The following is a 23,688-nucleotide window of genomic DNA, read 5'->3' as shown; positions in this document are numbered from 1 at the left end:
TTCCCAAGGCAGCCTCTTAGCCTGCCAGTATTGACAATTGCGTCTGCAGCTTACCATTCAATTGAGCTTGATATTTCCTTTTTCGGCGATGTGTTTCCACTTGCTGAACTCTGCCATCATCGCCTCGCGATACTGCTGGTCATTCAAATTAGCCGGCGCACCACCTTGTTCATGCAGAAATTTTTTGACATCTTCATTGGCATTCACAGCGGTCACCGCCTGTTCCAGACGATCAATCACCGCCCGGTCCATGCCAGACGGTCCAATCAGACCGTACAGCGTTTCCATAATGACCCCGGGCAATCCAGACTCCACCGTTGTCGGCACATCCGGCAATTGGGGCAAGCGCTCGTTACCGACAACAGCTACCACCTTTAGTTTGCCCGCACGGTGATATTGCAATACCGGGGCCAGATCTGACAATTCATATTGCACTTCGCCGGCCACCAATGCGGTGGTAGCAGGCGCAGCCCCTTTATAGGGAATATGCAGCGTTTTTATGCCCGCTTCCTGGGCAAATAACTCGGCACCAATATGTGGTGTCGTACCATTACCCGCCGAGCTATAGTTGAGCTTACCTGGTGACTTTTTCGCTGTATCCACCAGTTCCTGTAACGTTGATATACCGGATTTGACACTCACCGAAATCACAGGAGGGTACTTGACTACCCCGGCGATATATTGGATGTCCGATAGTTGATACGGCAGTGTCTGTAGTGCAGGTAGCCCGGCAACAGGGCCAGGCGCGACAAGCGCCAACGTGTAGCCGTCAGGTGTGGCCCGCAGTACTTCCCCCACACCAATTGCACCTCCTGCTCCTGGTCGGTTTTGCACCACCACCGTTTGCCCCAGCTGTTCTTCCAGGTGCTGGGCAATAAGTCGGGCAACGCCATCGGTAGGTCCACCGGCGCTATACGGCACAATCAGGCGCAGTGGCTTAATAGGCCAGGAAGCGGCATTCGCAACCGGCGCAACCACACAGGGGCACAACAAGGTGAACATCAGCAATAGCTTGCGCATAAAAACGTTATCTCCACATGGTTTTATTGTATTTTTCCGACCAGGCAGCGCATTTGCTGTCTGCAAGCGCGGCCACGATAACCCTTACTGTATGACGTCTGTATCTCTGCCGGCCAGCGCAGCAACTGCAATTCTGAATTGCAGATTTTGAGGTAGCTGGCAACCCGCGGCAACCGTATCATGCCAACAAGCTGGGAATTCTGGCACCTAACAACCATCGCTGCGGCCTGATTTGGCATGTTCTATCGCCTGAGCCGCGCACCTACACAGGAACATTGCATTGGAAATCGCTAACGTCAACATCAAAGAATGTACTCAGCGCCTGAAAGACCCCAGCTGGAAATTTGCGCGTGCTCTGGTGCCCCAATTGGAGGGGCATATCCTTGAATTGACCGACGATGCGGGTGTGACTGGCCTGGGATACGTGCACGCCATACCGGCAATTACCACTCACGGCGCCGGCGCGCGCAGCGCTCTGGATTGGATCAGACCTGTACTGCAGCAGCGGCGGATCGACAGCATTGCGTCTGTCATGGAGGAGCTGGATCTGCTACTTGCGTTCAACTGCAGCGTAAAAGCTGCTGTAGACATGGCTCTGCACGATCTGCTGGGCAAACGCAAGGGGCTCAGTGTTGCCACCCTACTGGGTGGACGTATGCACGACGCAATTGCTCAATCGCGCATTCTGGCCATCAAATCGCCATCAGAAATGGCCCACAGGGCAGAATTGCTGGTCACGGCGGGCTACCGTCAACTCAAACTCAAGCTCTCGGGAGACACCACGCTGGACATTGATCGGATCGCCGCAGTGCGCAGCGCGGCCGGTGCGAGTACCGTATTGACGCTGGATCCGAATCAGTCCTACAGTTGCAAGCAGATGTTGCATGCCTTTTCGAAAATGGAGCGTTACGATATCGCACTGATCGAGCAGCCCGTGCCCGCATCGGACACCGAAGGTCTGGCGTTATTGACCCGGACCTTGCCTGCGGCCATAGAGGCCGATGAGAGCGCGCAGACCGTCAGCGATGTGTTCAGACTGGTGGCGAACCGGCAGGCTGATGTGATCAACCTGAAAATAACCAAGCTCGGTGGTATACGACGGTTTATGCAGGCGGTCCATATTTGCGAAGCAGGTAATGTGATCTGCCGGGTTGGCGCTGCATTCGGCCCTGGTCTGCTTCAGGCGATGGCCGTTCAGGCTGCCAGTGTCGTCAAACAACTGCCCTATGCATGTGAACTGTCCGAACATCAGCACCTGGAGGACGATCCCTTCGAAAGCCTGCCCGTCGAAAACGGTCACATTGCCGTTCCTGACCTGCCGGGCGGCGGTATTTCCTATTTGCAAAAATAAATCGAACACATCCACTGGGAGCAGCCGCAGGCGTTCAATACATCTGTCCTCAGTTTCATTGCAAACATCCTGCCACTTAGCCGGTAAGAGCGATTGGCCTGCTTTACTCCTGCACAAGCCTCGCTGTATTATCTGGCATCGTGACATGATGCAAAACAGGAGAACAGGATGGATAAAACTGCGTTGATTACCGGCGGAGGTCGCGGCATTGGCGCGGCAACCGCCAAATACCTGGCCGCCAGAGGATATGGCATTTGCATTAATTATCATCGAAATGAACCGGCCGCCCAGACCCTGGTTGCCCAGATCAAGGAGCAATTTTCAGTCCCGTGTATTGCCATTGCCGCCGATGTCTCCGAAGAAGAACAAGTGTTGCGGCTCTTTGCTGAAATGGACGAGCTGCTGGGCCCGGTCACCCATCTGGTCAATAATGTAGGCGTGCTGTTCAAGCAGATGAAAGTGACCGAAATGGATGCAGAGCGCATCAACAAAACGCTCTCCACCAATGTAACCAGTTATTTTCTGTGCAGCAGGGAAGCGATAAAACGCATGCAACCTGGAGGCGCCATCGTTAATGTTTCCTCGGCGGCTTCCCGCACCGGATCTGCCGGCGAATATGTGGATTACGCTGCATCCAAGGGCGCAGTTGACACATTCACCCGCGGCCTGTCGCTGGAGCTGGCCCCGCAGGGAATCCGGGTCAATTGTGTGCGGCCGGGATTTATCTATACAGATATCCACGCAGATGGCGGCGAGCCCGGCCGGGTTGATCGCATCAGCAGCCAGATCCCCATGCTGCGCGGCGGCCAGCCAGAAGAGGTCGCATCGGCCATAGCCTGGCTATTGTCTGATGATGCGTCATACGTGACCGGCTCATTTATTGATCTGGCCGGCGGACGCTAGGCCTGCGCAAGCCCTGACCGGCAAGTGATCGCCCGGAAAGCCGGCCTGCGGCTTTCATTCACTATAGCAATCGTGTTACCGTATAGTATCCCCAGAGCCAGCGTGCCGCATACCTGCGAGCTATGCCTGTCAAGCGTGTTAAATCAGGTGTTATGTCAGTAGTGTTATATCGGTAAATAGCACACATCATATTGCAGCTGTAATAAGAATGTCATGGCTGCCGGCCTCTGAGTAACCCTATTGGACAAGGAGGTAGCGCAGTGCTTGAACGGTTCGCGACAGGGTCGCAGATATCCAGACTAACGGGCGAGCAGGCAGCCAGATCGTTGTCCGCCCTTGTACCTACCCTTATCCTCCGGTTATTTCTCCCATTTTTTCTGCTGCTCGCTGCACTGCTTTATCTGAATACGGCAGGCGCCCAGACTCCCCCCTCTTCTGAACCTGTCATCGCGCCTGCCTCTGCCGCGCAACTGGCCGATTTGCTGGAAAACGAAAAGACGCGCAAGCAACTCATAGAGCAACTGCGCGCGCAGGCGCCCACTGCACAACAAGCGCAGTCCGGCGAAGCGCCGCACGCTTCGGCACAGGGCAGCCTTGACGACTCCTTGCCTCGCCGGGTCGCCGACAGCACGCAATTTTTTCTGACCAAGCTACTGAACGATATGGGCGATGCAGCGGCTGCAATCGGCGCCATGGCGCGCGGTGAAAGTACGGGCGCCGCCGGCATGGCCGACTGGAAATCGGCGCTGGCCAATTTTGCACTGGTTATCGCAGCCACGGTCGTCGCCTTTATTCTGTTACGCTTGCTGGCCGCTCGTATTTTCTCCATAATCAATCGCTGGGCCGGACAGCCGGCTCCCGCCCTCGGGCGGCGGCGCCTGGCCCAGCCAGCCACATTGAAAAAAATAGCGGCTGTCATTGGCGCACTCATTGTTGACATTGCTGCCATTGCCCTGGCCGGTGTTGTCGGATATAGCGTTGCGCTGGCAGTCGCGGGGCCCGACGCAACAGTGGGCACATTCGAATCGCTATTTGTTAATGCCTTTGTCGCCGTTGAAATTGCCAGGGCGCTGGTGCGCACGGTATTTGCAACGCGCTTTCCGCAACTGCGACTGTTCACAATGCGTGATGAAGTTGCCATGTACTGGAACGGCTGGCTGTGCAGCCTGGTTGGCATCACCGGCTACGGCATGCTGGTTGTCGTACCGGTCGTTACAGCCCTGTTTACCGCAGCATTGGGCAATCTGGTCGGCCTGCTCATCATGCTTGGCATGTATATATATGCCTTGCGGGTGGTCTGGAATAACCGGGCCCTGATACGTGAGCGAATCGTAGAACGCGCCAACCAAACTTCCACTGCATTTTTTGCAACCATGCTGCGCCTGCTCGCCCGTGTCTGGCATATTCTGGCCATTATCTATTTCACCGTTCTGCTCGTGGTCAGCCAGGTGGATCCGGTCGATGCACTGCCATTTATGGCACGCGCCACGGTGCAAAGCCTGGTGGCCATTGCCCTTGGTCTGCTGGTCTCAGCCATTCTGACAGCCATTCTGAGTCACCCGATCCGGTTATCCGATGAGATCCGGGGCCGGTTGCCATTGCTGGAAGCGCGCGTCAATTCATATGTTCCGGCAACGCTCAAAGGCCTGCGTTTGATTACGCTTGTCATCGTGGTGCTGTTTGTGCTGGATGCATGGCATGCATTCGATCTGTCTGCCTGGGTCATGTCCGAATCGGGCCGCGCAACCATCAGCGCAGTTGTGCATGTGGCCATCATCCTGCTGTTCGCCGCCCTGGCATGGACCATTATTGCAAGCATCATCGAGAGTCGCCTGAGCGGCACGGGCAACCGGGCGCCCAGTGCTCGAGAAAAAACGCTGCTGTCACTGTTTCGCAATGCTGCACTGATCGTGATCATCACCATGACGATCCTGATCCTGCTATCACAGATCGGCATCAATATCGGCCCGCTCATTGCCGGCGCCGGTGTAGTAGGTCTGGCCATTGGTTTTGGCGCACAAAAACTGGTGCAGGACATTATCACGGGCATCTTCATCCAGCTTGAAAACGGCATGAATGTGAATGATGTCGTGGAAGCGGGCGGGGTTTTTGGCACCGTGGAAAAAATGACCATCCGCTCGGTGGGCATTCGCACCATGGACGGCGGCTATCACCTGATTCCATTCTCATCAGTTGACGTCGTTGCTAACCACATGCGTGATTTTTCCTATCACATGGGCGAGTACACCATTGCCCATAGGGAAAATGTGGACGACGCCATCGAACACCTGCGCGCTGCATTTGCAGAATTGATGCAGGATGAGGTGCTGTCGCCCGAAATACTGGAAGAAATCACCATTCCAGGCGTGACTGCCATCAATGAACGCGGCGTGACTATTCGAGTGCTGATCAAAACCACACCTGGCATGCAATGGGCAGTGCAACGCGGTTATAACCGCCTGGTCAAGAAACATTTCAATGCCGCCAATATTGAGCTCCCATACCCGCATACCGTGGTTTATTTTGGCCAGGACAAGGACGGCAATGCACCTTCGGCACGGGTGGATCTTGGACGCAAGGCCGAGCAGGCGCAAATGCCCAAGGGCAAGGCGCCAGCAGCCGGGCACACACCGCGCAAACTGGCGCCACGCCGCGGTGGTTCGGAAGATGTACTGGGCAATGAGTTGGAACAACGGGTGCCTGATGAAAACGAGAATGGCGAGGCGGACGACTCGCTGCGTCCTGGCCCGGCATCCTGACAAGGCCGCGGCCTTGCTTGACCATACCAGCTAAGCCAACCGCGCAGGCGGCCAGCCGCAGCCCCCCCTGCGCACCGCGCTCTGGCCAATGCAGCGCCTGTCTCAGTGCGCTGCTATGTCAGGTGTAATGAACGCAAATCCGATTATTCTGCCATTCGTGCACGACCACATCCAGTCCATATAATTGCTTGAGCACTGGCGGCTGGATGAAGGTCTGCGGCGGGCCCTGGTGCAGAACCTTGCCGTTGCGCATCCCGATAATCAGATCCGAATAACAGGACGCAAAGTTGATATCGTGCAACACCATCACAACTGTCTTATGCAGCTGGTCTGCGGCGCGCCGCATCACCTTCATGATGTCAACTGCATTTTTCATGTCCAGGCTGTTCAGTGGCTCATCCAGCAGGACATACTCTGTGTCCTGGCACAAGACCATGGCAATGAAAGCACGCTGGCGCTGCCCGCCGGAGAGCTCATCCAGGAATCGCTGCTCCAGCCCATTGAGATTCAGATAGGCGATGGCGCGCTCGACATGACTGCGGTCCTGCACCGTCAGGCGACCGTGCGTATGCGGATACCTGCCAAACGCCACCACATCCTGGACCGTCAGGCGCAAGGGAAGATGATTGTCCTGGCGCAAAATGGACAAATGCCGGGCCAGCTCGGCCGTATCGGTGCGAGCGATATCCAGCCCGCCAACCTGAACCGATCCGGCAGACATGGGCAACAGGCGGCTGATCATGCCAAGCAATGTGGATTTGCCTGCACCGTTGGGGCCGACAATGGAAGTGACACCGCCCCGTGGAATTTCAACTGAAACGTCATCCACCACGCGCAGATTTGCGTAGTCCTTGCTGACACCATTGACCTTTATCATCGTTGCCCCTTGCGCACAATCAGCGCGATAAACATCAGCCCGCCGGCAAACTCAATCACGACGCTGACCGTGGTATTCAGAGCCAGGCCATGCTCCAGCACGGTCTGGCCGCCTACCAGTGCAACAACACCAAGCAGTACGGCAGCCGGCACCGTATATTTATGTTTGTCAGTCTGCATGATCATGTATGCGAGATTGCTCACCAGCAACCCAAAAAACGTCACTGGCCCCACCAGCGCAGTTGACACCGACACCATCACGGCAATCAGCACAAGGGTGAGCCAAAGTGTCTTGCGGTAATGGATTCCCAGGTTGATCGCTACCTCGCGACCAAGCGAGAGGACATCATAGGCCCGGCGCAGCCGCCAGCCGATCAACGACACGCCCCCTACCATCACCACCGAGGCCAGCAGCAGGTTGGTGCGAATGGCGTTGAAGCTGGCAAACATTTTGTCCTGCAGAAACAGAAACTCGTTGGGATCAATCATTCTGACCATCAGGCCGGACAGGCTGCGAAACAGTAGTCCGAACACAATCCCGACCAGCAACAGCAAGTGCAGACTATGCGAGGCGCCGGAGAAAATCCACTGAAACAGCAGGCAGGCGAAAACGGTCATGACACCCACTTCCAGCACGAACTTGCCCGTCATGCCCCACTGGCCAGCTGCAGTCATGCCGAACCAGAAAATCACTACAGCCTGGATCAGGGTATAGAGCGCATCAAATCCCATGATCGATGGAGTGAGGATACGATTATGCGTGATGGTTTGAAAAAGCACAGACGACACCGCAACGGCATAGGCCACCAGCAGCATCGCGGCCAGCTTGCTGGCGCGGAAAGAGAGCACGAAGTCCCAGTGCCCGTTGGCGCCCCATGTCATGAACGCGGCCACCGAGGCCAGCGCAAAAAAAGCCAGCAGATAAAGTCGAAAGGCGGGTGACAGCTTAGCCAAAACGAGACCGCCTGTTCAGAAGTAAATAGAGGAACAGCCCGCTGCCGACCACCCCCACCACCGTACCGATTGGAATTTCATGCGGATAAATGATCAGGCGACCAACAATATCGCAGGCTAGGACAAACAGCGCCCCAAGAAAGGCCACCCACGGCAGCGAGCGCCGCATATTATCGCCAAAGATCAGGCTGACCACATTGGGCACCAGCAGGCCCAGGAACGGCACACTGCCCGCAGTGACCACGACCACGGCACTGATGGCCGATACCAGCACCATGCCAATCAGCATAAGACGTTTGTGATTAAGGCCCAGGTTGGTGGTAAATTGCTCGCCCATGCCCAGCACGGTGAAGCGGTCTGCCGCGAAATAGGCAGCGCAGGAAAGGGCAAACGCCACCCATAGCAGTTCGTAGCGTCCCCGCAGGACACCTGAAAAATCGCCCATGGTCCACGTATGCAAGGCCTGAAGCAGATCGTACTGGTAAGCAAAGAAGGTGGTAACCGCCTGTATGACGCCCCCCAGGACCAGGCCGACTACTGGAACCAGAAAGGCAGAACGCAATGGAATGCGTCGCAGGATCAGCAAAAACAGCGAGGTGCCGGCCAGAGCGAACAGGGCGGCAACCAGCATTTTCCCAAGCACAGAAATGCCCGGCGCCAATAATGTGACAGCCAGAATTCCCATGGTGGCCGATTCAACAGTCCCGGCCGTGGAGGGTTCGACAAAGCGGTTGCGCACCAGCATTTGCATGATTAACCCCGCAACGGCCAATGAGGTGCCTGCCAGCACCAATGCAAGGGCGCGCGGCAGGCGACTGATCAGCAGCAGTTGCCAGGCTTCGCTATCGAAGCGCAATAACGCGGCCAGTGACATATCACCCGCGCCCAGAAACAGACTGACCAGAAACAGAAAGCACAAAAGCATAAGCAGCGCGCTAACCAGTATCGGCCCGGCCTGTTTATTGCTTCTGCGCCCTTCGGGATAACCGCTCATGAAAGACCCGCAATGGCGTCAATCGTCAAGGACGCCGGGATCCGGACTTGCGAGCGCCCCATGATTACTGCTTGCCGTCCAGCGCGTTGGATAGCTGGTCCACGTTCTGCTGCATGGCGGTCAAGCCGGCGCTGCCGAGCAAGTACCAATCCATGGCGTTCAAATAGACAATCTGCTTCTTTTTCCATGCGGTGGTTTTATGGATTAGCTCGTTATCCAGCAATTTGCCGGCGGCCACACCCTCGCGGCCGATAGCGCCATCCCGGTCAATCACAAAAAGCCACTGCGGATCGGTTTTATAAATAAACTCAAATGACACCGCCTGCCCGTGATTTGACGTGGACAGCTCGGGCGCCGCAGCAGGAATGCCGAAGGTATCATGAAGAATACCGAAGCGGGAACCTGGACCATACGCACTCACTTTGCCGCCGGTGGTAAGAATAATCAGCCCCGAGCCGGCCTTGCCAGCCTTTTGTTTGAGCGCGGCAATGGATTGGTCCAGCCGGGCCAGTTGTTCCTTGGCTTTGTCCTGCTTATTGAAAATATCGGCCAGCGTAAGCGTGTTGCGTTTGACGCTGGCCAGCAGGTCTTTGGCATTGACGGTCAGATCAATGGTGGGCGCCAGTTTGCTCAGATCCGCATACTTGGGGGCCGAACGACCACCCACAATAATCAGGTCTGGCGACAACGCGTTGACTGCTTCGTAGCTGGGCTCAAACAGTGAGCCCACCTTTGGAACCGACTTTTCCGCGTAGGCAGCCAGTTGATTGATGTATTTGGCCTCGGGCACGGCGGAAGCCTGTACGCCTAGCGCATGCATGGTATCCAGTGAGGCAAGGTCAAAGACAACCGTTTTCTTTGGCTCGCCTTCGATGGTGGTTTTCCCGCTTGCATGGTCAACGGTCAGGGCAAAGGCCTGCCAGGGCAGCACGACGCTGGCGGCGGCCGCCAGTATGCCAGCGAGCAACCCGCGACGAACTTGAGACTTCCAAATATGCATGAAAAATGACTCCGCTTCTGATTCAAACTGCAAAGGTTACCCTCCTGAACACATTGCGGCATGGAGCTGCCGCAGGCCAAACGCCACACCGGGTATTGTGCCGCCTGTGCCTGGGCGCCTGCCGTGAGCTATAAATTCGCACGACAGTCAGACGCCACCCTGATGCCCCAAGATGCAATAAGCACGCAATTTACGCGCACACAAAGCCCGGGACAGAGTGTAGAGAGGGTAACAAAATGATTGATTTGACAACAGAAAATTGTAGCATAACTGCTAATAAGATGTATTCTTATTTGAGCTTTTCATACAGCGCGTCCCCTGAATTTGGGGCGCAAGCGGCATACAAGGTATGCCACAAGACAAAACGGCAATGGGGTCGATCCGGCGTGTGAACGCAACGCCGCTCGAACGGCCTGTAGCGCCCTGCCAGGCCTTACTGGCACTCACCGCTACGCTACGGGCCGATTGTTCGACTGCGCCAGAACCGGCCACGATAGCGTGGCCAGGTTGCGCGTCTTATTTTTTCAGTTGCAGGGCCAGCTGATCAAGCGAGCGTTGCTGTGCGGCTTCGTACAAGGCAAACTCGTCGTTCACTTTTGCACCCAGCGCCTCTTCGAATGCGGCCTGAGCTGCACTGACCTGATAGCTTTTCTGGTCATCGCCGCCCAGATTCGACTGAAAAATACCGGCAGCGCTGACGGGCAGAAAGTCCTCGTAAATAATCGGCTCAGCGTGAACCAGGCCGGCATCAATCAAGGCGTCGATATCGCTCGCATTGGTGGTCTGCTCGCCATTGGCCGCGCGCCCGTTTGGCGTCAGGCTGTAGCGGAAGTAGCCCAGGCCGCTCTTGCGGATCGTCGCCAGATCGTCCGGAAACTCAGCGAACACCCGCGTCAGGCGCTCTGCATAACTGCCGTCAGCCTGTTCGCCCGATTCGCGGGCACGCAATAACAACTGATCATACAAGGCGCGTCCCTTTGGCGTCAGGGCCAGACCGCGCTGTTCAATTTCACCGAAGCGCGCAGTATGGGCGCCGACCACTTTTTCGGTACCGGAATCGAACGTTACATTCTCTTCCAGCGCCTTGAAGCTGGTCTGGCGCAACAGAATCGGATGGCGCCTGGTCGGCGGACCCTCGATGGATTCCTTGGCAGGAATATTGCGATTGAGCATTTCCTTTTGTGCCGCGTCAATATCCAGCGTGCGGGGAGTCAGATGGTTGATATGGGGACCTTTGAAGCAAACCACATCTGCAATTAACCGATGGGCCTCAAGCAACTGGTTATACGTTTCAACACTTACCGTCGCTTCGTTGTGCCAGCGGAAAATATCGGTGGCCTGGATAACGAACTCATCAGCGTGTTCGCTGCTCAGGCCGCCTTCGGTTTCAAATTTTTCTGCCAGTTCCAGAACGCGCGCGCTGAATATGGAGCGTTTCTCCAGAATCGCAGCAGCCTTGGTGCGCAGCGCTTCATCGTCAATCAATTCCAGACGCAGCAAGGAAGTGAACACCCGAAACGGATTGACTGCCAGCGACGCATCATCCACCGGCCGGAACGCCGTGGCGTGTACCGGTACCCCTGCCACCGACAAATCATAATAACCCACCGGCTGCAGCCCCATCACCGCGAAAACACGCCGAATGCCGGACAGCTCGGCAGGCGTACCCAGACGGATGGCGCCATGCCGCTCCAGGTTCAGGCGCAGGATTTCGCCGGACTCATTCAATTGCGTTTGCAATTGCGGATTGTCCTGCAGCGTCTGTGCGTTAACGTCGGCAACCAGCTCCAGCAGATCGCGATAAAGCGGCACTTCCTGTCCATACATATTGGACATGGCAGTTGAAAACCGGGTGCGGATTTCGTCGGTCGAGACGAAATGATTGTTTTCCATAACGAGGATACTCTTTGTGGTTCAGTTGGCAAAATAAAGACAGGCGGACCACCCATGGCCCTGCCTGTAAATAGACACATTCCGGCTACCGGATTTACCCAGCGGGCAAACAGCAAAATGTGACCATAAAGTCACTTTTTAGTATAGCCGAATCAAACGGCGCGCCGTTACTATTTTTCTCTTGTAGAATGGGTTATCGGCATCACTGATGCAGTTTTCATACACTTGCGGATACCTATGTCCCGACGTCAGCAAACAGAACAACAGATCCTCCAGGCCCTGGAGGCCCAAATCCGCGAAGCCGGGATGGGAGGCATTGGTATCAATGCCGTTGCCCGTCGCGCCGGCGTAAGCAAGGAACTGATTTATCGTTACTTCAACGGGCTGGACGGTCTGCTGCTGGCCTGGATGCAGGAGCAGGATTTCTGGACCGGACACCGCGGAATGCTGGGCAACGACGAATCGAGCCAGCAGACGCCCCAGCAACTGGTCCTGTCCATGTTGCGCGCGCAGGTTGATGCGCTGGCCAGCAACGACACATTGCGTGAAGTGCGCCGCTGGGAACTGGTGGAACTCAATGAGGTCACGTCCAAGCTGGCGCAGCGGCGCGAAAAGGCTGCCCGCTCATTCATTGACCGGGTCGATGGCCTGACTCCGGAAATCGATATGCCCGCGACCGTGAGCATCATGCTTGCCGGCGTCCTTTATTTAATGTTGCGCGCCAAGACTGAAAGTCAGTTCCTGGGCATCCCCATACGCACGGACGAAGGCTGGGAGCGCATTTTCAACGCACTGGAAGCCATGACCGCCGCTTTCCCGCAGGCACTGCGCGAGCAGTCGCTGGATGAACTGGAAGCACAGCGCGAGCCAACATCATCCTGATTGACGAATGTAATATGACGCCTGCTCTGGCGCCAACTTGGGGGGGTTGGGCACAATGACGATGATGGCATTTCAGACAGGCAAAGCGCATACCTGTATCGCGATCAGGCAGACTACACTTCCCTGATTGCCAGAGCCACTGGGGCATATCATATCTTTGCCGGGTGCAAATACAGATTGGGCGGCGTGCCCAGCGCACGGCGGAACATTGCGCTAAACGCACTGGGGCTGCGGTAACCCAGTTCTCGTGAAATGGTGCCGATAGACTGGCCCATCGATAGTCTGCATACCGCATCGGCCAGCCTGACCTGCTGCAGCCACTGACGATAATGCATTCCCAGCTCTGACTGAAACAGCCGGATCAGCGTGCGCTCACTGGCACCCACCGCATCGGCCCACGCCCCCAGCGGGCGGTTCAGTCCGGGCTGATCCATGATGGTGGTGCAGATGGATATAAGGCGACGGTCCCGCGGCCACGGGATCTGGGTGGCCACCGTTTCGGCTGAGGGCAGTTCCGAAAGAATCAGCGCTGCTATCTGGCCACCCCGTTCATTTTGCGAATAGACAACAGGCTCGGCAGTCAGGCTCAGGATCAGCTCGCGCAGCAGGTTGCTCACTTCAATCACCTGGCAACCGGCCCACAACGATCTGGCGGCGCCTGCATCAATATACAGCGTGCGCATATCCACGTGGGAAACCGCTATCGTGCTGTGTGGAACATTGGGCGGCACCCATAAGGCGCGCAGCGGCGGCAGTAGCCAATACCCCTTGTCGGTGCTTACACGGATCACGCCGCGCGATGCAAAAAGCAGTTGCGCGCGCCGATGCGAATGCGTCGCCGATCCCGTACCGGCCGCAAATTCCTTGGACATGGCGGCCACGGCAGGGGCGATGTTCTGGTAATCTTCTGCGTTGATGCTTCTGGGAAGCGGATGCATCACTGTCACTTTCTCGACGAAAATTGGCACTTGCAATAATTCTAGCACGGCTACACTTATCAATTGCGAATGTCATATATATGTTGAATGCAATGTCGATAGAATCCACCGCAATACGCCCCTCCCAGCCAGAAAACAGCACCGCCTTCAAGGTGCTTGGCGCGATCAGTGTCGCCCATATGATGAATGACATGATCCAGTCCATTCTGCTGGCCATTTACCCGATGCTCAAGGATGACTTCAGCCTGAGTTTTGCGCAAATCGGCCTGATCACGCTGGTCTATCAGATTACCGCCTCGCTGTTGCAACCCCTTATCGGCCATTACACCGACAAGCACCCGCAGCCCTATTCGCTGACCATCGGCATGGGCTCAACGCTGCTGGGCTTGCTCCTGCTTTCGGTCGCGCCTTCCTTTCCGTTTCTGCTGCTGGCCGCCGTTCTGGTGGGCACCGGTTCGTCGGTATTTCATCCGGAATCGTCCCGCATTGCCCGTATGGCCTCGGGCGGGCAACATGGCCTGGCGCAATCGCTGTTCCAGGTTGGCGGCAATGTCGGCTCTGCACTGGGGCCTCTGTTTGCTGCGCTGATCATCCTGCCTCATGGTCAGGGTAGCGTTGCCTGGTTTTCACTGGCTGCGCTGTTGGCCATGGTGGTGCTGCTGCAGATCGGACGCTGGTATGAGCGCAACCGGGGCCTGCTTGTCCTGCGCAGCAAACGCTCGGCCAATGCGATTGAACTGCCGCGCAATAAAATCATCGCGGCGCTGGCTGTGCTGGGCGTGCTGATTTTCTCGAAATACTTCTACATGGCTTCCATGAGCAGCTATCTGACGTTTTATTTGATGGAAAAATTCGCCCTGTCCATACGCACCTCCCAGCTTTATTTATTCGTTTTTCTTGCTGCCGTCGCCGTTGGCACCATCGTAGGCGGGCCGATCGGCGATCGCATCGGCCGCAAGCGGGTCATCTGGGCGTCCATTCTGGGTGTCGCCCCCTTTACCCTGTTGCTGCCGTACGCCAATCTGTTCTGGACCGGCATCCTCATTGTCATTATCGGTCTGATCCTGGCATCGGCGTTTTCCGCCATTGTGGTCTATGCCCAGGAACTGGTGCCCGGTAAAACCGGCATGATTGCCGGTCTGTTCTTCGGCTTCGCGTTTGGCATGGGCGGCGTGGGTGCTGCTGCGCTGGGACATCTGGCAGATACCACCAGCATCTCCTATGTGTATAGCGTTTGCGCCTATCTGCCGCTGCTGGGTATTGTGGCCGCACTGTTGCCAGATACAGAAAAGCGTACTCTGGCACTCAGGCCATAATCTTATGAACGCGCCGCACTCGGCCTGGTCGGTATGACCACCCGCTCCGCTCCAGCCGCTGATCAGGGATCATGTGCCGCCCCGTAACGACATTGAACTGCCCTATTGTTGTCGGATAATTTGCGTTGCTGGCATGGGCACTGCCAGCGATCGCGACACATGAACTTGGGTACAATGGGCAAAATACGTTATGCGCCCTCACCGAGGCCGCCTCAACCTACGACAAGGAAGCCGCTCATGAGTACTCTGCCCAAATTTGCAGCCAACGGATGGCGGCGTCTTGATAATGGCAACGTTCAGCATCTGTCTGGGCTGGAGTTTGCGCCCGACCCTCATGAACGACTCAAACTGGTTGATGCCTCACTGTCTGTGTTTATCAGGAACCTGCGGCATGAAGGCGCCACCGAACAGCAGGCAGAACGCCTGCTGCACAAGCTCACGCAACAGGCGGCCCAACAGTTTGTTGGCTTGCATTAACCCACGACATGGGCTGTTATCTTGATTGGCCTCAAATAACAAAATCGGCTGGGCATATACAATTGCTTGCCAGCCAACCTGGCGTAATGCGCTAAGATACACAAAATAATTATTCCATCGACAAAGGAGACGCTGTAATGATTAAAGTCAGTGTGATGTACCCCAATACCCCAGGCGCGCGCTTTGACCACGATTACTATCGTGACAAGCATTTGCCTCTGCTCAAGGAGCGCATGGGCGAGCGTTGCCGATATTACACCATAGACCGGGGTATCGCCGGTGCCACGCCCGACGCGCCTCCTACCTATATCGGCATGTGCCATATTTTCTGTGACAGCGCCGAAGACTTTCAGGCTGGGTTCGGCCCCCACGCCGATGAGATTCTGGGCGACATTCCAAACTACACAGATCTGAGCCCGATACTGCAGCTCAGTGAAGTGGTCACCGATACTCGCAACTAGCGGCGTTGCCACACACGTTTTCTGAAGTTTCAAGCGCGATCAGCGGCTGGTTCCGACGCCGGTACATCAGACCGTCGATAGCCGCCATCGAGCTTGTGATATCTCCCAGCAATAAAGGCACGCCAGACGGTCATGAACGAAAGGTGATCGAATGGTAATCTTCTGTTCATGCACGACAGTGAGGGTGCCCCTTATGATAGACCTGATCTGTACCCGAGGGCGACTTTCATGCGTACGCCGATCAACGATCGACGCAGCATGAACCTGGCACCAACGGCGCTGCAGATCACGTTTGCCCCGGTCCCGATCGCACCGCCCAGCGATATCAGTTAACGGAACTGGGAAGAACAGTGTGTAAGTCAGCGAGTGGCACGTTAAATCAAACCCTGACAGGCGGCACAATGATATTCCCGGGCACGGGTAACCTTCCATTGGGGCCGCCATCTTTTGGCCTTTTCGGCGCGATAGTGCACGACAGGCACGCCCGCGGCGGCAACCGTCAACAGCCGCTTTGCCAGGGCCACTGCTGTTGCATCAAAAGCCGTATCAATAACCGACCGTGAAACGCGCCCGTACGTGTCGGGGCGTTTCCAGCTCATCGATCATGGCCAGCGCAAAATCCTGGGTAGAGATACGGCTCTGACCGCCGGCATCCACGATCAGCTCATCGCCGGCCTGCCTGAATGTGCCGGTACGCTCGCCTGGTTCAATGATTGCCGACGGGCTCAGCATGCTCCAGTCCAGATCGCTTTCATTACGCAGTTGTTCCAGGACATCCCTGGCGCCCTGCGCCGTGGCTTTCCACTGTTGCGGGAAATCGGGCGTATCGATGACCAGCACGCCTGGCTGGGCGTACAGACTGCCTGCCCCGCCGACAATAAGCAGGCGCTTGATTGCTGCTTGTTTTGTTGCGGCAATAATCGAATCCACACCTTTCATGTAGTACCCGTAGACGTCCTGCTGGGCATGCCCACTGAATGCACTGATCACTGCATCATGCCCTTGGAGCTGCGCCGCCAGTTTTGCGCCATCCAGCACATCGGTCTGCTCAATCGCCAGATTATCCTGCGCTTGTAATTTTTCGGGATGGGCCACCAGGGCAGTTATCTGATGCCCACGAGCCAGCGCCTCTGTCAGCAAGGCGCTGCCGATAAAACCCGTAGCACCGATGAGTGCGATTTTCATATTGAACTCCTGAATGTAATTTGACCAATGCCTGGAAACCTTGCGTATCCGAACGGCCAGAAAACACATCATTACAGAATTCATTGATTCGATAAACAGGTAAAACTATAATTCATTGTTTCTATATCATTAACAATGGTTATCATGAACACTGCTGCCGGCATTGATTTGAACGCCCTCGCTATTTTCTGCATGGTGGCCCGTTTGCGCGGGTTCACGGCGGCAGCAATGCAGTTGGGCATGACCAAAGCCAAAGTCAGCATTCAAATAAGCCGCCTTGAAAAGCATCTGGGCACCCCACTGTTCACGCGAACCACGCGCCAGGTCAACCTGACCGATGCCGGCAGGCGACTGTTCGAGCAATGCGAACCCATGCTGGGCCAGCTGCAGGAAACGCTGGATCAATTGGAGGAAGATAGAACAACGCTGTCCGGTACCTTGCGACTGAGCTCGACGGTAGATCACTCCATTCTGTCGCTAGCCAGTGCAGTGGCGATTTTCGCCCGGCGCCATCCTGATCTGCACATTGACCTGCGCTCAAGCGATCGTGTCCAGGACCTGGTCAGCGAAGGCATTGACGCCTCAATTCGGGTGGGCTGGTTGCGTGACTCGTCCATGCGCGCCATCAAGCTGGGGGGCATGCGTCAATTCGTCGTTGGTTCCCCTGCCTATTTACGCGACGCAAAACCCATCCTGACACCCGCCGATCTCGCAGACCATCCCTGGATTTGCCTGTCCTTGCTGCCTGCCCCGCTCACCTGGACCTTCGAGCATACCAATAACGCGAGCACGACCATACACGTCAGGTCACGCATCCGCGTCGACTCCCCCGGCGCACTGCGTGCCATGCTGCGCGAAGGTTACGGCATCTCGATATTGGACGAGCACAGCGTAACCGGAGACATCGCAGCAGGCAGGCTTGAACCTGTACTGCAGCAGTGGACGTTACCGCAGGTCGGCATCTACGCGGTCTACCCGCCAGGCCGTCGGATCTCTTATCGCGTGCAGCGGTTTATTGACTTCTATCGCGGCTATCTGAACGATCTGGAAACCATAAAGTGAGCAATGTGAACAGGTATTGAATTTTTTCATAACGGTGCCCGGTTGGTCACGAACACTGCGCAATGCGCCCTGCACGACGGTCGAAAACCTCGTTTGCGCCCCTGACCCCGGGATGTCCACATAGCGCATACCACATGAAACCTGGCCAACCGACAAAGGCTAAAGACTATCCCGCCAATCTTATACAGGCCGGCAACGCAATGTCAGCCTGGTCCAATGCACGAGGCCAATTCAACAAATATTCAGGTTACCATGGCAATTCATTTTCTCTACACGCCTTTTTGCCGGGCATGGTCGAGACAGTCATGCTCCCGGACACCACACACTGTTGCTGGTGTCTGACGTGATCAAACGTGCTCAAAGGTGCAATTTCCGGAGAAAATGATTTGTCGAATAAAAGGAGCAACATATGAATAACACTGCGCTTGCGCTGCTTGCATTTCTGCCGCTGATTCTGGCGGGCGTGCTATTGATCGGATTCAGAATGACCGCCAAAGTGGTCATGCCTATTGTATTTATTGTCACGACCGTGATCGCCCTTACTGCATGGCAGATGAGCGTCAATCGCGTGGTCGCTTCAGCCCTGCAGGGCCTGATTCTGACCGCCTCCATTCTATGGATTATCTTTGGCGCAATTTTGCTGCTCAATACCCTGAAGCACTCGGGCGGCATCACTGCCATCCGCAACGGATTCTCGGACATCAGTCCCGATCGGCGGGTACAGGCCCTTATTGTCGCCTGGCTGTTCGGCTGCTTTATTGAAGGCGCCTCGGGCTTCGGTACGCCGGCCGCCGTGGCCGCACCACTGATGGTGGTTCTTGGTTTCCCTGCCCTGGCAGCAGTTGTTGTCGGCATGATGATACAGTCAACTCCCGTCTCTTTCGGGGCAGTTGGTACGCCCATCGTGGTAGGGGTATCCGGCGGGGTCGACAAGGCAGGCATCACTGAACAATTAGTGGCGCAAGGCTCATCATGGGAGGAATATTTTCGCCTCATCACTTCCGAAGTGGCCTTAACTCACGGCGTGGTTGGCATATTGATGCCACTGATCATGGTCATGATTATGGTCAGGGCCTTTGGCGCAAATCGTTCGTGGAAGGAAGGGCTTGCCATCGCGCCATTCGCCCTGTTCGTGGGCATCTGCTTTGTGGTTCCCTATATGTTGGCCGGTGTTTTCCTCGGACCTGAATTCCCATCACTGATTGGCGCCCTGGTGGGATTGGCCATCGTCATTCCTGCGGCCAAGCGCGGCTTTCTGGCCCCTCGCGAGATATGGGATTTCCCTGAGACAAGCCGCTGGCCAAAAAGCTGGATTGGAGACATCGATGTCCAGCCGGTAGAAACAGCAGGAAAAACGCCGATTTCCACCTTCAACGGCTGGGTGCCCTATATTCTGCTGGCCGTCTTCCTGGTTATCTCCCGCACGGTTGAACCCGTCAAGCAGGCGCTCAATGCCGTGAGTTTCGGCTGGAGCGATATCCTGGGGGAAGACAAGGTGTCTGGAACCCTGGAGCCACTGTATCTGCCCGGCGGTATTCTGGTGTTCGTTGTGCTCATTACGATTTTCCTGCATCGCATGACTCGTAACGATATACAGCAAGCGGTGGGCGAATCATGCCGCACCATCCTTGGCGCCGGCTTCGTTCTGATTTTCACCATTCCAATGGTGCGGATTCTGATCAATTCGGGCGTTAACGCTGCGGACCTGGTATCCATGCCTGTAGCCATGGCGCAATTTGTTTCAAACAGCGTGGGAAGTGTTTACCCCTTCTTTGCGCCGGCGATGGGTGCGCTAGGTGCCTTCATTACCGGTTCCAATACGGCCTCCAATCTGATGCTGGCTGATTTCCAGTTCAATGTGGCTCAACAGCTGGGCGTCTCCACCGCGATGATGATTGCGGTGCAGGCTGTCGGGGCTGCTGCGGGCAACATGATCGCCATTCACAACGTCGTAGCCGCCTCGGCAACGGTGGGCCTGCTCGGTCGTGAAGGTATCACCCTGCGCAAAACCATCCAGCCGACGCTGTACTATCTGATTTTCACCGGCATTATTGCCATGTTGGCTTTCTATACGTTCGGCATAACTGATCCGCTGATCGGCAAGTAACAACCTGCCCGTCAGCCATTTGGCCGCCCCAGATTGAACAGACTGGGCGGCCAAATTATTTATACTTTTGCCTGCGCGCGAGCGTTTGATCCGGATAAGCAAGGGTCGGAAGCCCTGTTCCAATATCCGCATGGCGCGCTGATGTAATTTTTTATTTCTTTTGTGATCAAACAGCAGGTTCAGCCCTCCGTGTTTGCCACTGCAATTAAACTCGATGCGCGCGCTGCCAGCGCACTGGCAGAAAAAAAATCATTTAATATCTGAGACCATTCCCAAGGAGAAAATAACATGCTCGTCAAATTACCCCGTCGCCGCGCGATTCTGGCCACGCTTGCACTATCCACAGTACTGGCCGCTTGCGCCCACATGCCGGGACAATCCCCGAAAAATACGATAACGGTTATCTCGTCGGGCGGCTTTGCCTCTTCGGTCGAAGCGCTTGCCCCGCAATTTGAAAAACAGTCTGGCTATCACGTGCAAATTGTCCATGGCTCGTCCATGGGCGGCGCGCCTGATTCCATCCCGGCCCGACTGGATCGCCAGGAGCCCGCAGACATGGTTATCCTGGCCCGCAAATCACTGGATCAGCTCGTCAATAAAGGACAAGTCGTCAAGGGCAGCCAGGTGGACCTGGTGCGTTCGCTTATCGGCATCTCCGTGCAGAAGGGTGCCCCCAAACCTGATATCAGCAGCGCCGAGGCGGTCAAACGCGCCCTGCTGGCTGCGCCTTCCATCGCCTATTCGGCCAGCGCCAGCGGCACCTATTATGAAAAAGAAATGATCAAGAAGCTGGGTATTGAAGCCCAGGTCAAGCCCAAGAGCAAGCGCATTGTTTCCGAGCGCGTAGGTGCCGTGGTAGCTCGCGGCGACGCGGCGCTCGGCTTGCAACAGGTCAGTGAATTGTTGCCGATCAAAGGGGCCGATTACGTGGGCGTGCTGCCGCCGGCCCTGCAAAAAGCAACCGTCTTTTCGGCTGGCGTGACTACACACGCGCGCAATCAACAGGGCGCCAACGATCTGATCAAATTCCTGACTTCCCCGGCTGCGGTCCAAACAATTCGGCAAAACGGCCTGGAACCGGCCTTCCCCGCACAATAAACAGGATCAGCCCCGCCCGTAGGTCCATCGGCTTGTGGCCATTGTGGACCACGAGTAGTCTGGTAACAGAAGCGCAAGCTGTCGCGGATCATCCTATGATCCGCGACACATGTACACGCCGATCCGGTCTCCTCGCGCAAATGCGCATATCCTGACGGGCAGTCGCCGCCCCGGCGCGTACACTAGGTGCGGGCCATCACCGTCGGAGCAGAAGACTCATTGGCCGGCGCGGGCGCCGCCTGGCATTCAATTGTCAAATGTGATATTTCATGGACTGGCTGCAACTGCTCGCGTATTTGTCGGGCCGTCAGCCCGCCGCCTGCCACGCTGACAATAGCTGCGCGAGCCTGTGGTCCGACCTGCCATACGTGCAGGTCTGTAATTTTCATATCGGGCACCGGCGCCAGAATGTCGCGAATCTCCTCTGCTACGTGTTCGTCTGTCACATCCAGCAACACAGCTGCGCTGGCTTTCATCAGGCTATAGGCCCATCTGCCGATAACCAATGAGCCGACAACGCCCATGACAGGATCCAGCCATACCCAGCCAAAATAACGGCCCGCCAACAGAGCCACAATGGCCAGGACCGAGGTCAGGGCATCGGCCAGCACATGAATGTATGCCGCCCGCATGTTATTGTCGCCACCGGTTGCATGCCCATGCGCATGGTCGTGTTCAGCCGCATGGCCATGATGATGGTGACTGTGATGATCGTGTCCGTGATGATGCCCGCCCGACAGCATGAGCGCACTCACAATATTGACCAGCAAGCCCACCATCGCGACAATTGCCGCCTCCCCGAACGCAACGCTGGTCGGATTCAACAATCTGGCGACCGACTCAACTGCAATGCCAAGGGCCACCATGGCAAGGATGAGCGCAGACGCAAACCCGGCCAGGTCTCCCACCTTACCGGTTCCGAAACTGAAGCGCTGATTGTTCACATTACGCCGTGCAAAGGCGTAAGCCCCTGCCGCAATACCCAGGGCGCCCGCATGCGTGGCCATATGAAAGCCATCAGCCAACAAAGCCATGGAACCGGTCACATAGCCAGCGGCAATTTCCACAACCATCATGACAAAAGTCAGGGTAACGACCCACAGGGTCCGCCTGGCATTTTCATCATGGGCCGCGCCCAGAAACGCATGGCTGTGGGTGCTGTGTTCCGAATACATCATCTGTTCCTATTATTTCGAATACTGGCGAATCGCTTTGAGCAATTCATTCAAGCCCGCCTGGCGTTGTTCATCGCTAAGCCCCGGATCGGCAACATGAAATTGCGCATGGGCCTCAATAATCTGTTCAAGCAACCCGTTCAATGCCCCGCGCGTTGCCGCCACAAGATGCAGTGTTTTGCCACAATCGGCCTTGGCCTGGAGCGCGCGCTCGATGGCCTGGACCTGTCCGGCAATTCGGCGAACCCGTTTGAGCAACTCGTCATTATCGGCGTGCAAATGAGACATACCCTACCCCCCTATACTATATAGGCACTATCATAAGCCAGCCGGACCATTTGCGCAATCGACATCGGGTGCTGCGTATATTCCTGCGCTGCACCTGTGCGGGCTAACCCCTACTTGTTTATTTCAATTGTGCTTATTAATATGATGATATGCACAATGAAATAAAACCTCGCAACGAAAGCCGCATGCCACTGTACCTGCAAGTGGCCAAGCTCATGCGCCAGAAGATCGAAAGCCAGCAATGGCGTTTCGGCGAGCAGATTCCTACCCTGGACAATCTGGTGGCGCAGTTCGAGGTGTCGCGAATCACCTTGCGCGCCGCACTCAACCTGCTGGAAGACAATGGCATTATCCGGCGCACGCGTGGAGTTGGCACGTTTGTCGCAAAGGACCTGTCAGAACAGCGCTGGTTCAGACTAGCCAACAGTTTTGGTGAACTGGTACAGGCGGTATCGACGCTGAAAATCCGCATGCTGCCAATAGAGCCAGGCGAGCGGGCGCCGGATCCGGCTTTCGGCTTTGATGGCAACAGCGCTGCTTACCAGCGATTGCGCCGAGTGCATTATCGTGAAAACACACCTTATTGCCTTATTGATATTTATCTGGACAAGACGATTTTCAACAGCGACCCGGAAGGCTTTCGCACTGCGCCGGTAGTGCCGCAGCTGGCCAAACGGCCTGATATCAGCATTCATCAGGCCCGGCAGATCATGCGCATCACCGTATCGGATAAGGAGACGGCGTCGCATTTGAACATTGGCGTGGGCGATCCGATTGCCGATGTCTGCCGAGTATTTAAGGATCCCTCGGACAAAATCCTGTATTACGCGCATATTCAGTATCCTGCGCAGCTGATACAGATTGACACCGATCTGCTGCAAAACGATATTGCCCATCACCAGTACTGAGGTCACTGGACGCTGCACCCTAAAAAAACATATGGAGACAA

The 23,688-nt window shown here is 56.0% G+C and carries 21 protein-coding genes; 11 read left to right on the top strand and 10 right to left on the bottom strand.

Features of this window, described 5'->3' with window-relative positions; translation table 11 throughout:
• Positions 1-57: 57 nt before the first annotated feature.
• Positions 58-1,020 (bottom strand): Bug family tripartite tricarboxylate transporter substrate binding protein, encoded by a 963-nt coding sequence (locus EV681_RS01570; protein ID WP_128393613.1) that lies wholly within the window; start codon positions 1,018-1,020, stop codon positions 58-60.
• Positions 1,021-1,300: 280 nt separating this feature from the next.
• Here EV681_RS01570 and EV681_RS01565 point away from each other — a divergent pair, with 280 nt between their 5' ends.
• The 3 genes from EV681_RS01565 to ybiO all read left to right on the top strand — a co-directional run bounded on the left by EV681_RS01565 (position 1,301) and on the right by ybiO (position 6,033).
• Positions 1,301-2,371 carry a mandelate racemase/muconate lactonizing enzyme family protein gene (locus EV681_RS01565; protein WP_130303162.1) on the top strand — a complete coding sequence of 357 codons (1,071 nt, stop codon included), beginning with the start codon at positions 1,301-1,303 and terminating at the stop codon, positions 2,369-2,371.
• Positions 2,372-2,539: 168 nt separating this feature from the next.
• A complete protein-coding gene (locus EV681_RS01560) occupies positions 2,540-3,274 on the top strand; it encodes an SDR family oxidoreductase (protein WP_128393611.1) in 735 nt (244 codons plus the stop codon).
• Positions 3,275-3,651: 377 nt separating this feature from the next.
• Positions 3,652-6,033 carry a mechanosensitive channel protein gene (gene ybiO / locus EV681_RS01555; protein WP_130303987.1) on the top strand — a complete coding sequence of 794 codons (2,382 nt, stop codon included), beginning with the start codon at positions 3,652-3,654 and terminating at the stop codon, positions 6,031-6,033.
• A gap of 118 nt (positions 6,034-6,151) precedes the next feature.
• Here ybiO and EV681_RS01550 read toward each other — a convergent pair whose 3' ends face one another.
• The 5 genes from EV681_RS01550 to hglS form a co-directional block, all read right to left on the bottom strand.
• Positions 6,152-6,910 carry an iron ABC transporter ATP-binding protein gene (locus tag EV681_RS01550; RefSeq protein ID WP_128393610.1) on the bottom strand — a complete coding sequence of 253 codons (759 nt, stop codon included), beginning with the start codon at positions 6,908-6,910 and terminating at the stop codon, positions 6,152-6,154.
• A complete protein-coding gene (locus EV681_RS01545) occupies positions 6,907-7,863 on the bottom strand; it encodes an iron chelate uptake ABC transporter family permease subunit (RefSeq protein ID WP_130303161.1) in 957 nt (318 codons plus the stop codon). Before EV681_RS01545 ends, EV681_RS01550 begins: the two co-directional genes overlap by 4 nt.
• A complete protein-coding gene (locus EV681_RS01540) occupies positions 7,856-8,857 on the bottom strand; it encodes an ABC transporter permease (protein ID WP_207226988.1) in 1,002 nt (333 codons plus the stop codon). Before EV681_RS01540 ends, EV681_RS01545 begins: the two co-directional genes overlap by 8 nt.
• 64 nt (positions 8,858-8,921) lie before the next feature.
• Positions 8,922-9,857 (bottom strand): siderophore ABC transporter substrate-binding protein, encoded by a 936-nt coding sequence (locus tag EV681_RS01535; RefSeq protein WP_130303986.1) that lies wholly within the window; start codon positions 9,855-9,857, stop codon positions 8,922-8,924.
• Positions 9,858-10,373: 516 nt separating this feature from the next.
• Positions 10,374-11,750 carry a 2-oxoadipate dioxygenase/decarboxylase HglS gene (hglS, locus tag EV681_RS01530; protein ID WP_128393607.1) on the bottom strand — a complete coding sequence of 459 codons (1,377 nt, stop codon included), beginning with the start codon at positions 11,748-11,750 and terminating at the stop codon, positions 10,374-10,376.
• 237 nt (positions 11,751-11,987) lie between these two features.
• Between hglS and EV681_RS01525 the strand changes: the two genes are divergently transcribed.
• The gene (locus EV681_RS01525) at positions 11,988-12,632 is read left to right on the top strand and encodes a TetR/AcrR family transcriptional regulator (protein WP_128393606.1); all 645 of its coding nucleotides are present in this window, start codon (positions 11,988-11,990) and stop codon (positions 12,630-12,632) included.
• A gap of 149 nt (positions 12,633-12,781) precedes the next feature.
• On the opposite strand, the gene EV681_RS01520 is transcribed toward EV681_RS01525, so the two are convergent.
• Positions 12,782-13,618, bottom strand: a complete 837-nt coding sequence (locus EV681_RS01520) for an AraC family transcriptional regulator (protein ID WP_321196385.1) — start codon at positions 13,616-13,618, stop codon at positions 12,782-12,784.
• A gap of 44 nt (positions 13,619-13,662) precedes the next feature.
• On the opposite strand from EV681_RS01520, the gene EV681_RS01515 reads away from it, so the two are divergent.
• The 3 genes from EV681_RS01515 to EV681_RS01505 all read left to right on the top strand — a co-directional run bounded on the left by EV681_RS01515 (position 13,663) and on the right by EV681_RS01505 (position 15,824).
• Positions 13,663-14,886, top strand: a complete 1,224-nt coding sequence (locus EV681_RS01515; protein ID WP_242612104.1) for an MFS transporter — start codon at positions 13,663-13,665, stop codon at positions 14,884-14,886.
• A 237-nt stretch (positions 14,887-15,123) separates the two neighbouring features.
• Positions 15,124-15,363: a hypothetical protein gene (locus EV681_RS01510; protein ID WP_014749015.1), complete on the top strand. Its 240-nt coding sequence runs from the start codon at positions 15,124-15,126 to the stop codon at positions 15,361-15,363.
• A 137-nt stretch (positions 15,364-15,500) separates the two neighbouring features.
• Positions 15,501-15,824, top strand: coding sequence for an EthD family reductase (locus tag EV681_RS01505; RefSeq protein WP_128393604.1), 324 nt, complete (start codon positions 15,501-15,503; stop codon positions 15,822-15,824).
• A gap of 546 nt (positions 15,825-16,370) precedes the next feature.
• Here the strand turns inward: EV681_RS01505 and EV681_RS01500 are convergent.
• Positions 16,371-17,009: an NAD(P)-dependent oxidoreductase gene (locus EV681_RS01500; protein WP_128393603.1), complete on the bottom strand. Its 639-nt coding sequence runs from the start codon at positions 17,007-17,009 to the stop codon at positions 16,371-16,373.
• A 144-nt stretch (positions 17,010-17,153) separates the two neighbouring features.
• On the opposite strand from EV681_RS01500, the gene EV681_RS01495 reads away from it, so the two are divergent.
• The 3 genes from EV681_RS01495 (at position 17,154) to EV681_RS01485 (ending at position 21,276) form a co-directional block, all read left to right on the top strand.
• The gene (locus EV681_RS01495) at positions 17,154-18,071 is read left to right on the top strand and encodes a LysR family transcriptional regulator (RefSeq protein WP_130303160.1); all 918 of its coding nucleotides are present in this window, start codon (positions 17,154-17,156) and stop codon (positions 18,069-18,071) included.
• A 409-nt stretch (positions 18,072-18,480) separates the two neighbouring features.
• Positions 18,481-20,178, top strand: coding sequence for an L-lactate permease (locus EV681_RS01490; RefSeq protein WP_130303159.1), 1,698 nt, complete (start codon positions 18,481-18,483; stop codon positions 20,176-20,178).
• Between the two features lie 288 nt (positions 20,179-20,466).
• The gene (locus EV681_RS01485; protein WP_130303158.1) at positions 20,467-21,276 is read left to right on the top strand and encodes a substrate-binding domain-containing protein; all 810 of its coding nucleotides are present in this window, start codon (positions 20,467-20,469) and stop codon (positions 21,274-21,276) included.
• 182 nt (positions 21,277-21,458) lie between these two features.
• On the opposite strand, the gene dmeF is transcribed toward EV681_RS01485, so the two are convergent.
• Both dmeF and EV681_RS01475 read right to left on the bottom strand, forming a co-directional pair.
• Entirely contained in the window at positions 21,459-22,451 is a 993-nt protein-coding gene (dmeF, locus tag EV681_RS01480; protein WP_130303157.1) for a CDF family Co(II)/Ni(II) efflux transporter DmeF, read from the bottom strand.
• A 12-nt stretch (positions 22,452-22,463) separates the two neighbouring features.
• On the bottom strand, positions 22,464-22,739 hold the full coding sequence (locus EV681_RS01475) for a metal/formaldehyde-sensitive transcriptional repressor (RefSeq protein WP_130303156.1): 276 nt from the start codon (positions 22,737-22,739) through the stop codon (positions 22,464-22,466).
• Positions 22,740-22,924: 185 nt separating this feature from the next.
• On the opposite strand from EV681_RS01475, the gene EV681_RS01470 reads away from it, so the two are divergent.
• The gene (locus EV681_RS01470; RefSeq protein WP_165392908.1) at positions 22,925-23,647 is read left to right on the top strand and encodes a GntR family transcriptional regulator; all 723 of its coding nucleotides are present in this window, start codon (positions 22,925-22,927) and stop codon (positions 23,645-23,647) included.
• Positions 23,648-23,688: the final 41 nt, after the last annotated feature.

Origin of the sequence: Advenella incenata, assembly GCF_004217095.1 — a bacterium.
Lineage (GTDB): Bacteria > Pseudomonadota > Gammaproteobacteria > Burkholderiales > Burkholderiaceae_B > Advenella > Advenella incenata.
The sequence above is the reverse complement of the archived record's forward strand: the minus strand, read 5'-3'. Positions and strand labels throughout refer to the sequence as shown.

What these genes read in the sequence shown, in the direction of transcription:
- EV681_RS01570 (WP_128393613.1), bottom strand. Translation starts at nt 1,020, where the DNA reads ATGCGCAAGCTATTGCTGATGTTCACCTTGTTGTGCCCCTGTGTGGTT.
- EV681_RS01560 (WP_128393611.1), top strand. Translation starts at nt 2,540, where the DNA reads ATGGATAAAACTGCGTTGATTACCGGCGGAGGTCGCGGCATTGGCGCG.
- EV681_RS01550 (WP_128393610.1), bottom strand. Translation starts at nt 6,910, where the DNA reads ATGATAAAGGTCAATGGTGTCAGCAAGGACTACGCAAATCTGCGCGTG.
- EV681_RS01540 (WP_207226988.1), bottom strand. Translation starts at nt 8,857, where the DNA reads ATGAGCGGTTATCCCGAAGGGCGCAGAAGCAATAAACAGGCCGGGCCG.
- EV681_RS01535 (WP_130303986.1), bottom strand. Translation starts at nt 9,857, where the DNA reads ATGCATATTTGGAAGTCTCAAGTTCGTCGCGGGTTGCTCGCTGGCATA.
- hglS (WP_128393607.1), bottom strand. Translation starts at nt 11,750, where the DNA reads ATGGAAAACAATCATTTCGTCTCGACCGACGAAATCCGCACCCGGTTT.
- EV681_RS01525 (WP_128393606.1), top strand. Translation starts at nt 11,988, where the DNA reads ATGTCCCGACGTCAGCAAACAGAACAACAGATCCTCCAGGCCCTGGAG.
- EV681_RS01515 (WP_242612104.1), top strand. Translation starts at nt 13,663, where the DNA reads ATGTCGATAGAATCCACCGCAATACGCCCCTCCCAGCCAGAAAACAGC.
- EV681_RS01510 (WP_014749015.1), top strand. Translation starts at nt 15,124, where the DNA reads ATGAGTACTCTGCCCAAATTTGCAGCCAACGGATGGCGGCGTCTTGAT.
- EV681_RS01505 (WP_128393604.1), top strand. Translation starts at nt 15,501, where the DNA reads ATGATTAAAGTCAGTGTGATGTACCCCAATACCCCAGGCGCGCGCTTT.
- EV681_RS01500 (WP_128393603.1), bottom strand. Translation starts at nt 17,009, where the DNA reads ATGAAAATCGCACTCATCGGTGCTACGGGTTTTATCGGCAGCGCCTTG.
- EV681_RS01495 (WP_130303160.1), top strand. Translation starts at nt 17,154, where the DNA reads ATGAACACTGCTGCCGGCATTGATTTGAACGCCCTCGCTATTTTCTGC.
- EV681_RS01490 (WP_130303159.1), top strand. Translation starts at nt 18,481, where the DNA reads ATGAATAACACTGCGCTTGCGCTGCTTGCATTTCTGCCGCTGATTCTG.
- EV681_RS01485 (WP_130303158.1), top strand. Translation starts at nt 20,467, where the DNA reads ATGCTCGTCAAATTACCCCGTCGCCGCGCGATTCTGGCCACGCTTGCA.
- dmeF (WP_130303157.1), bottom strand. Translation starts at nt 22,451, where the DNA reads ATGTATTCGGAACACAGCACCCACAGCCATGCGTTTCTGGGCGCGGCC.
- EV681_RS01475 (WP_130303156.1), bottom strand. Translation starts at nt 22,739, where the DNA reads ATGTCTCATTTGCACGCCGATAATGACGAGTTGCTCAAACGGGTTCGC.
- EV681_RS01470 (WP_165392908.1), top strand. Translation starts at nt 22,925, where the DNA reads ATGCCACTGTACCTGCAAGTGGCCAAGCTCATGCGCCAGAAGATCGAA.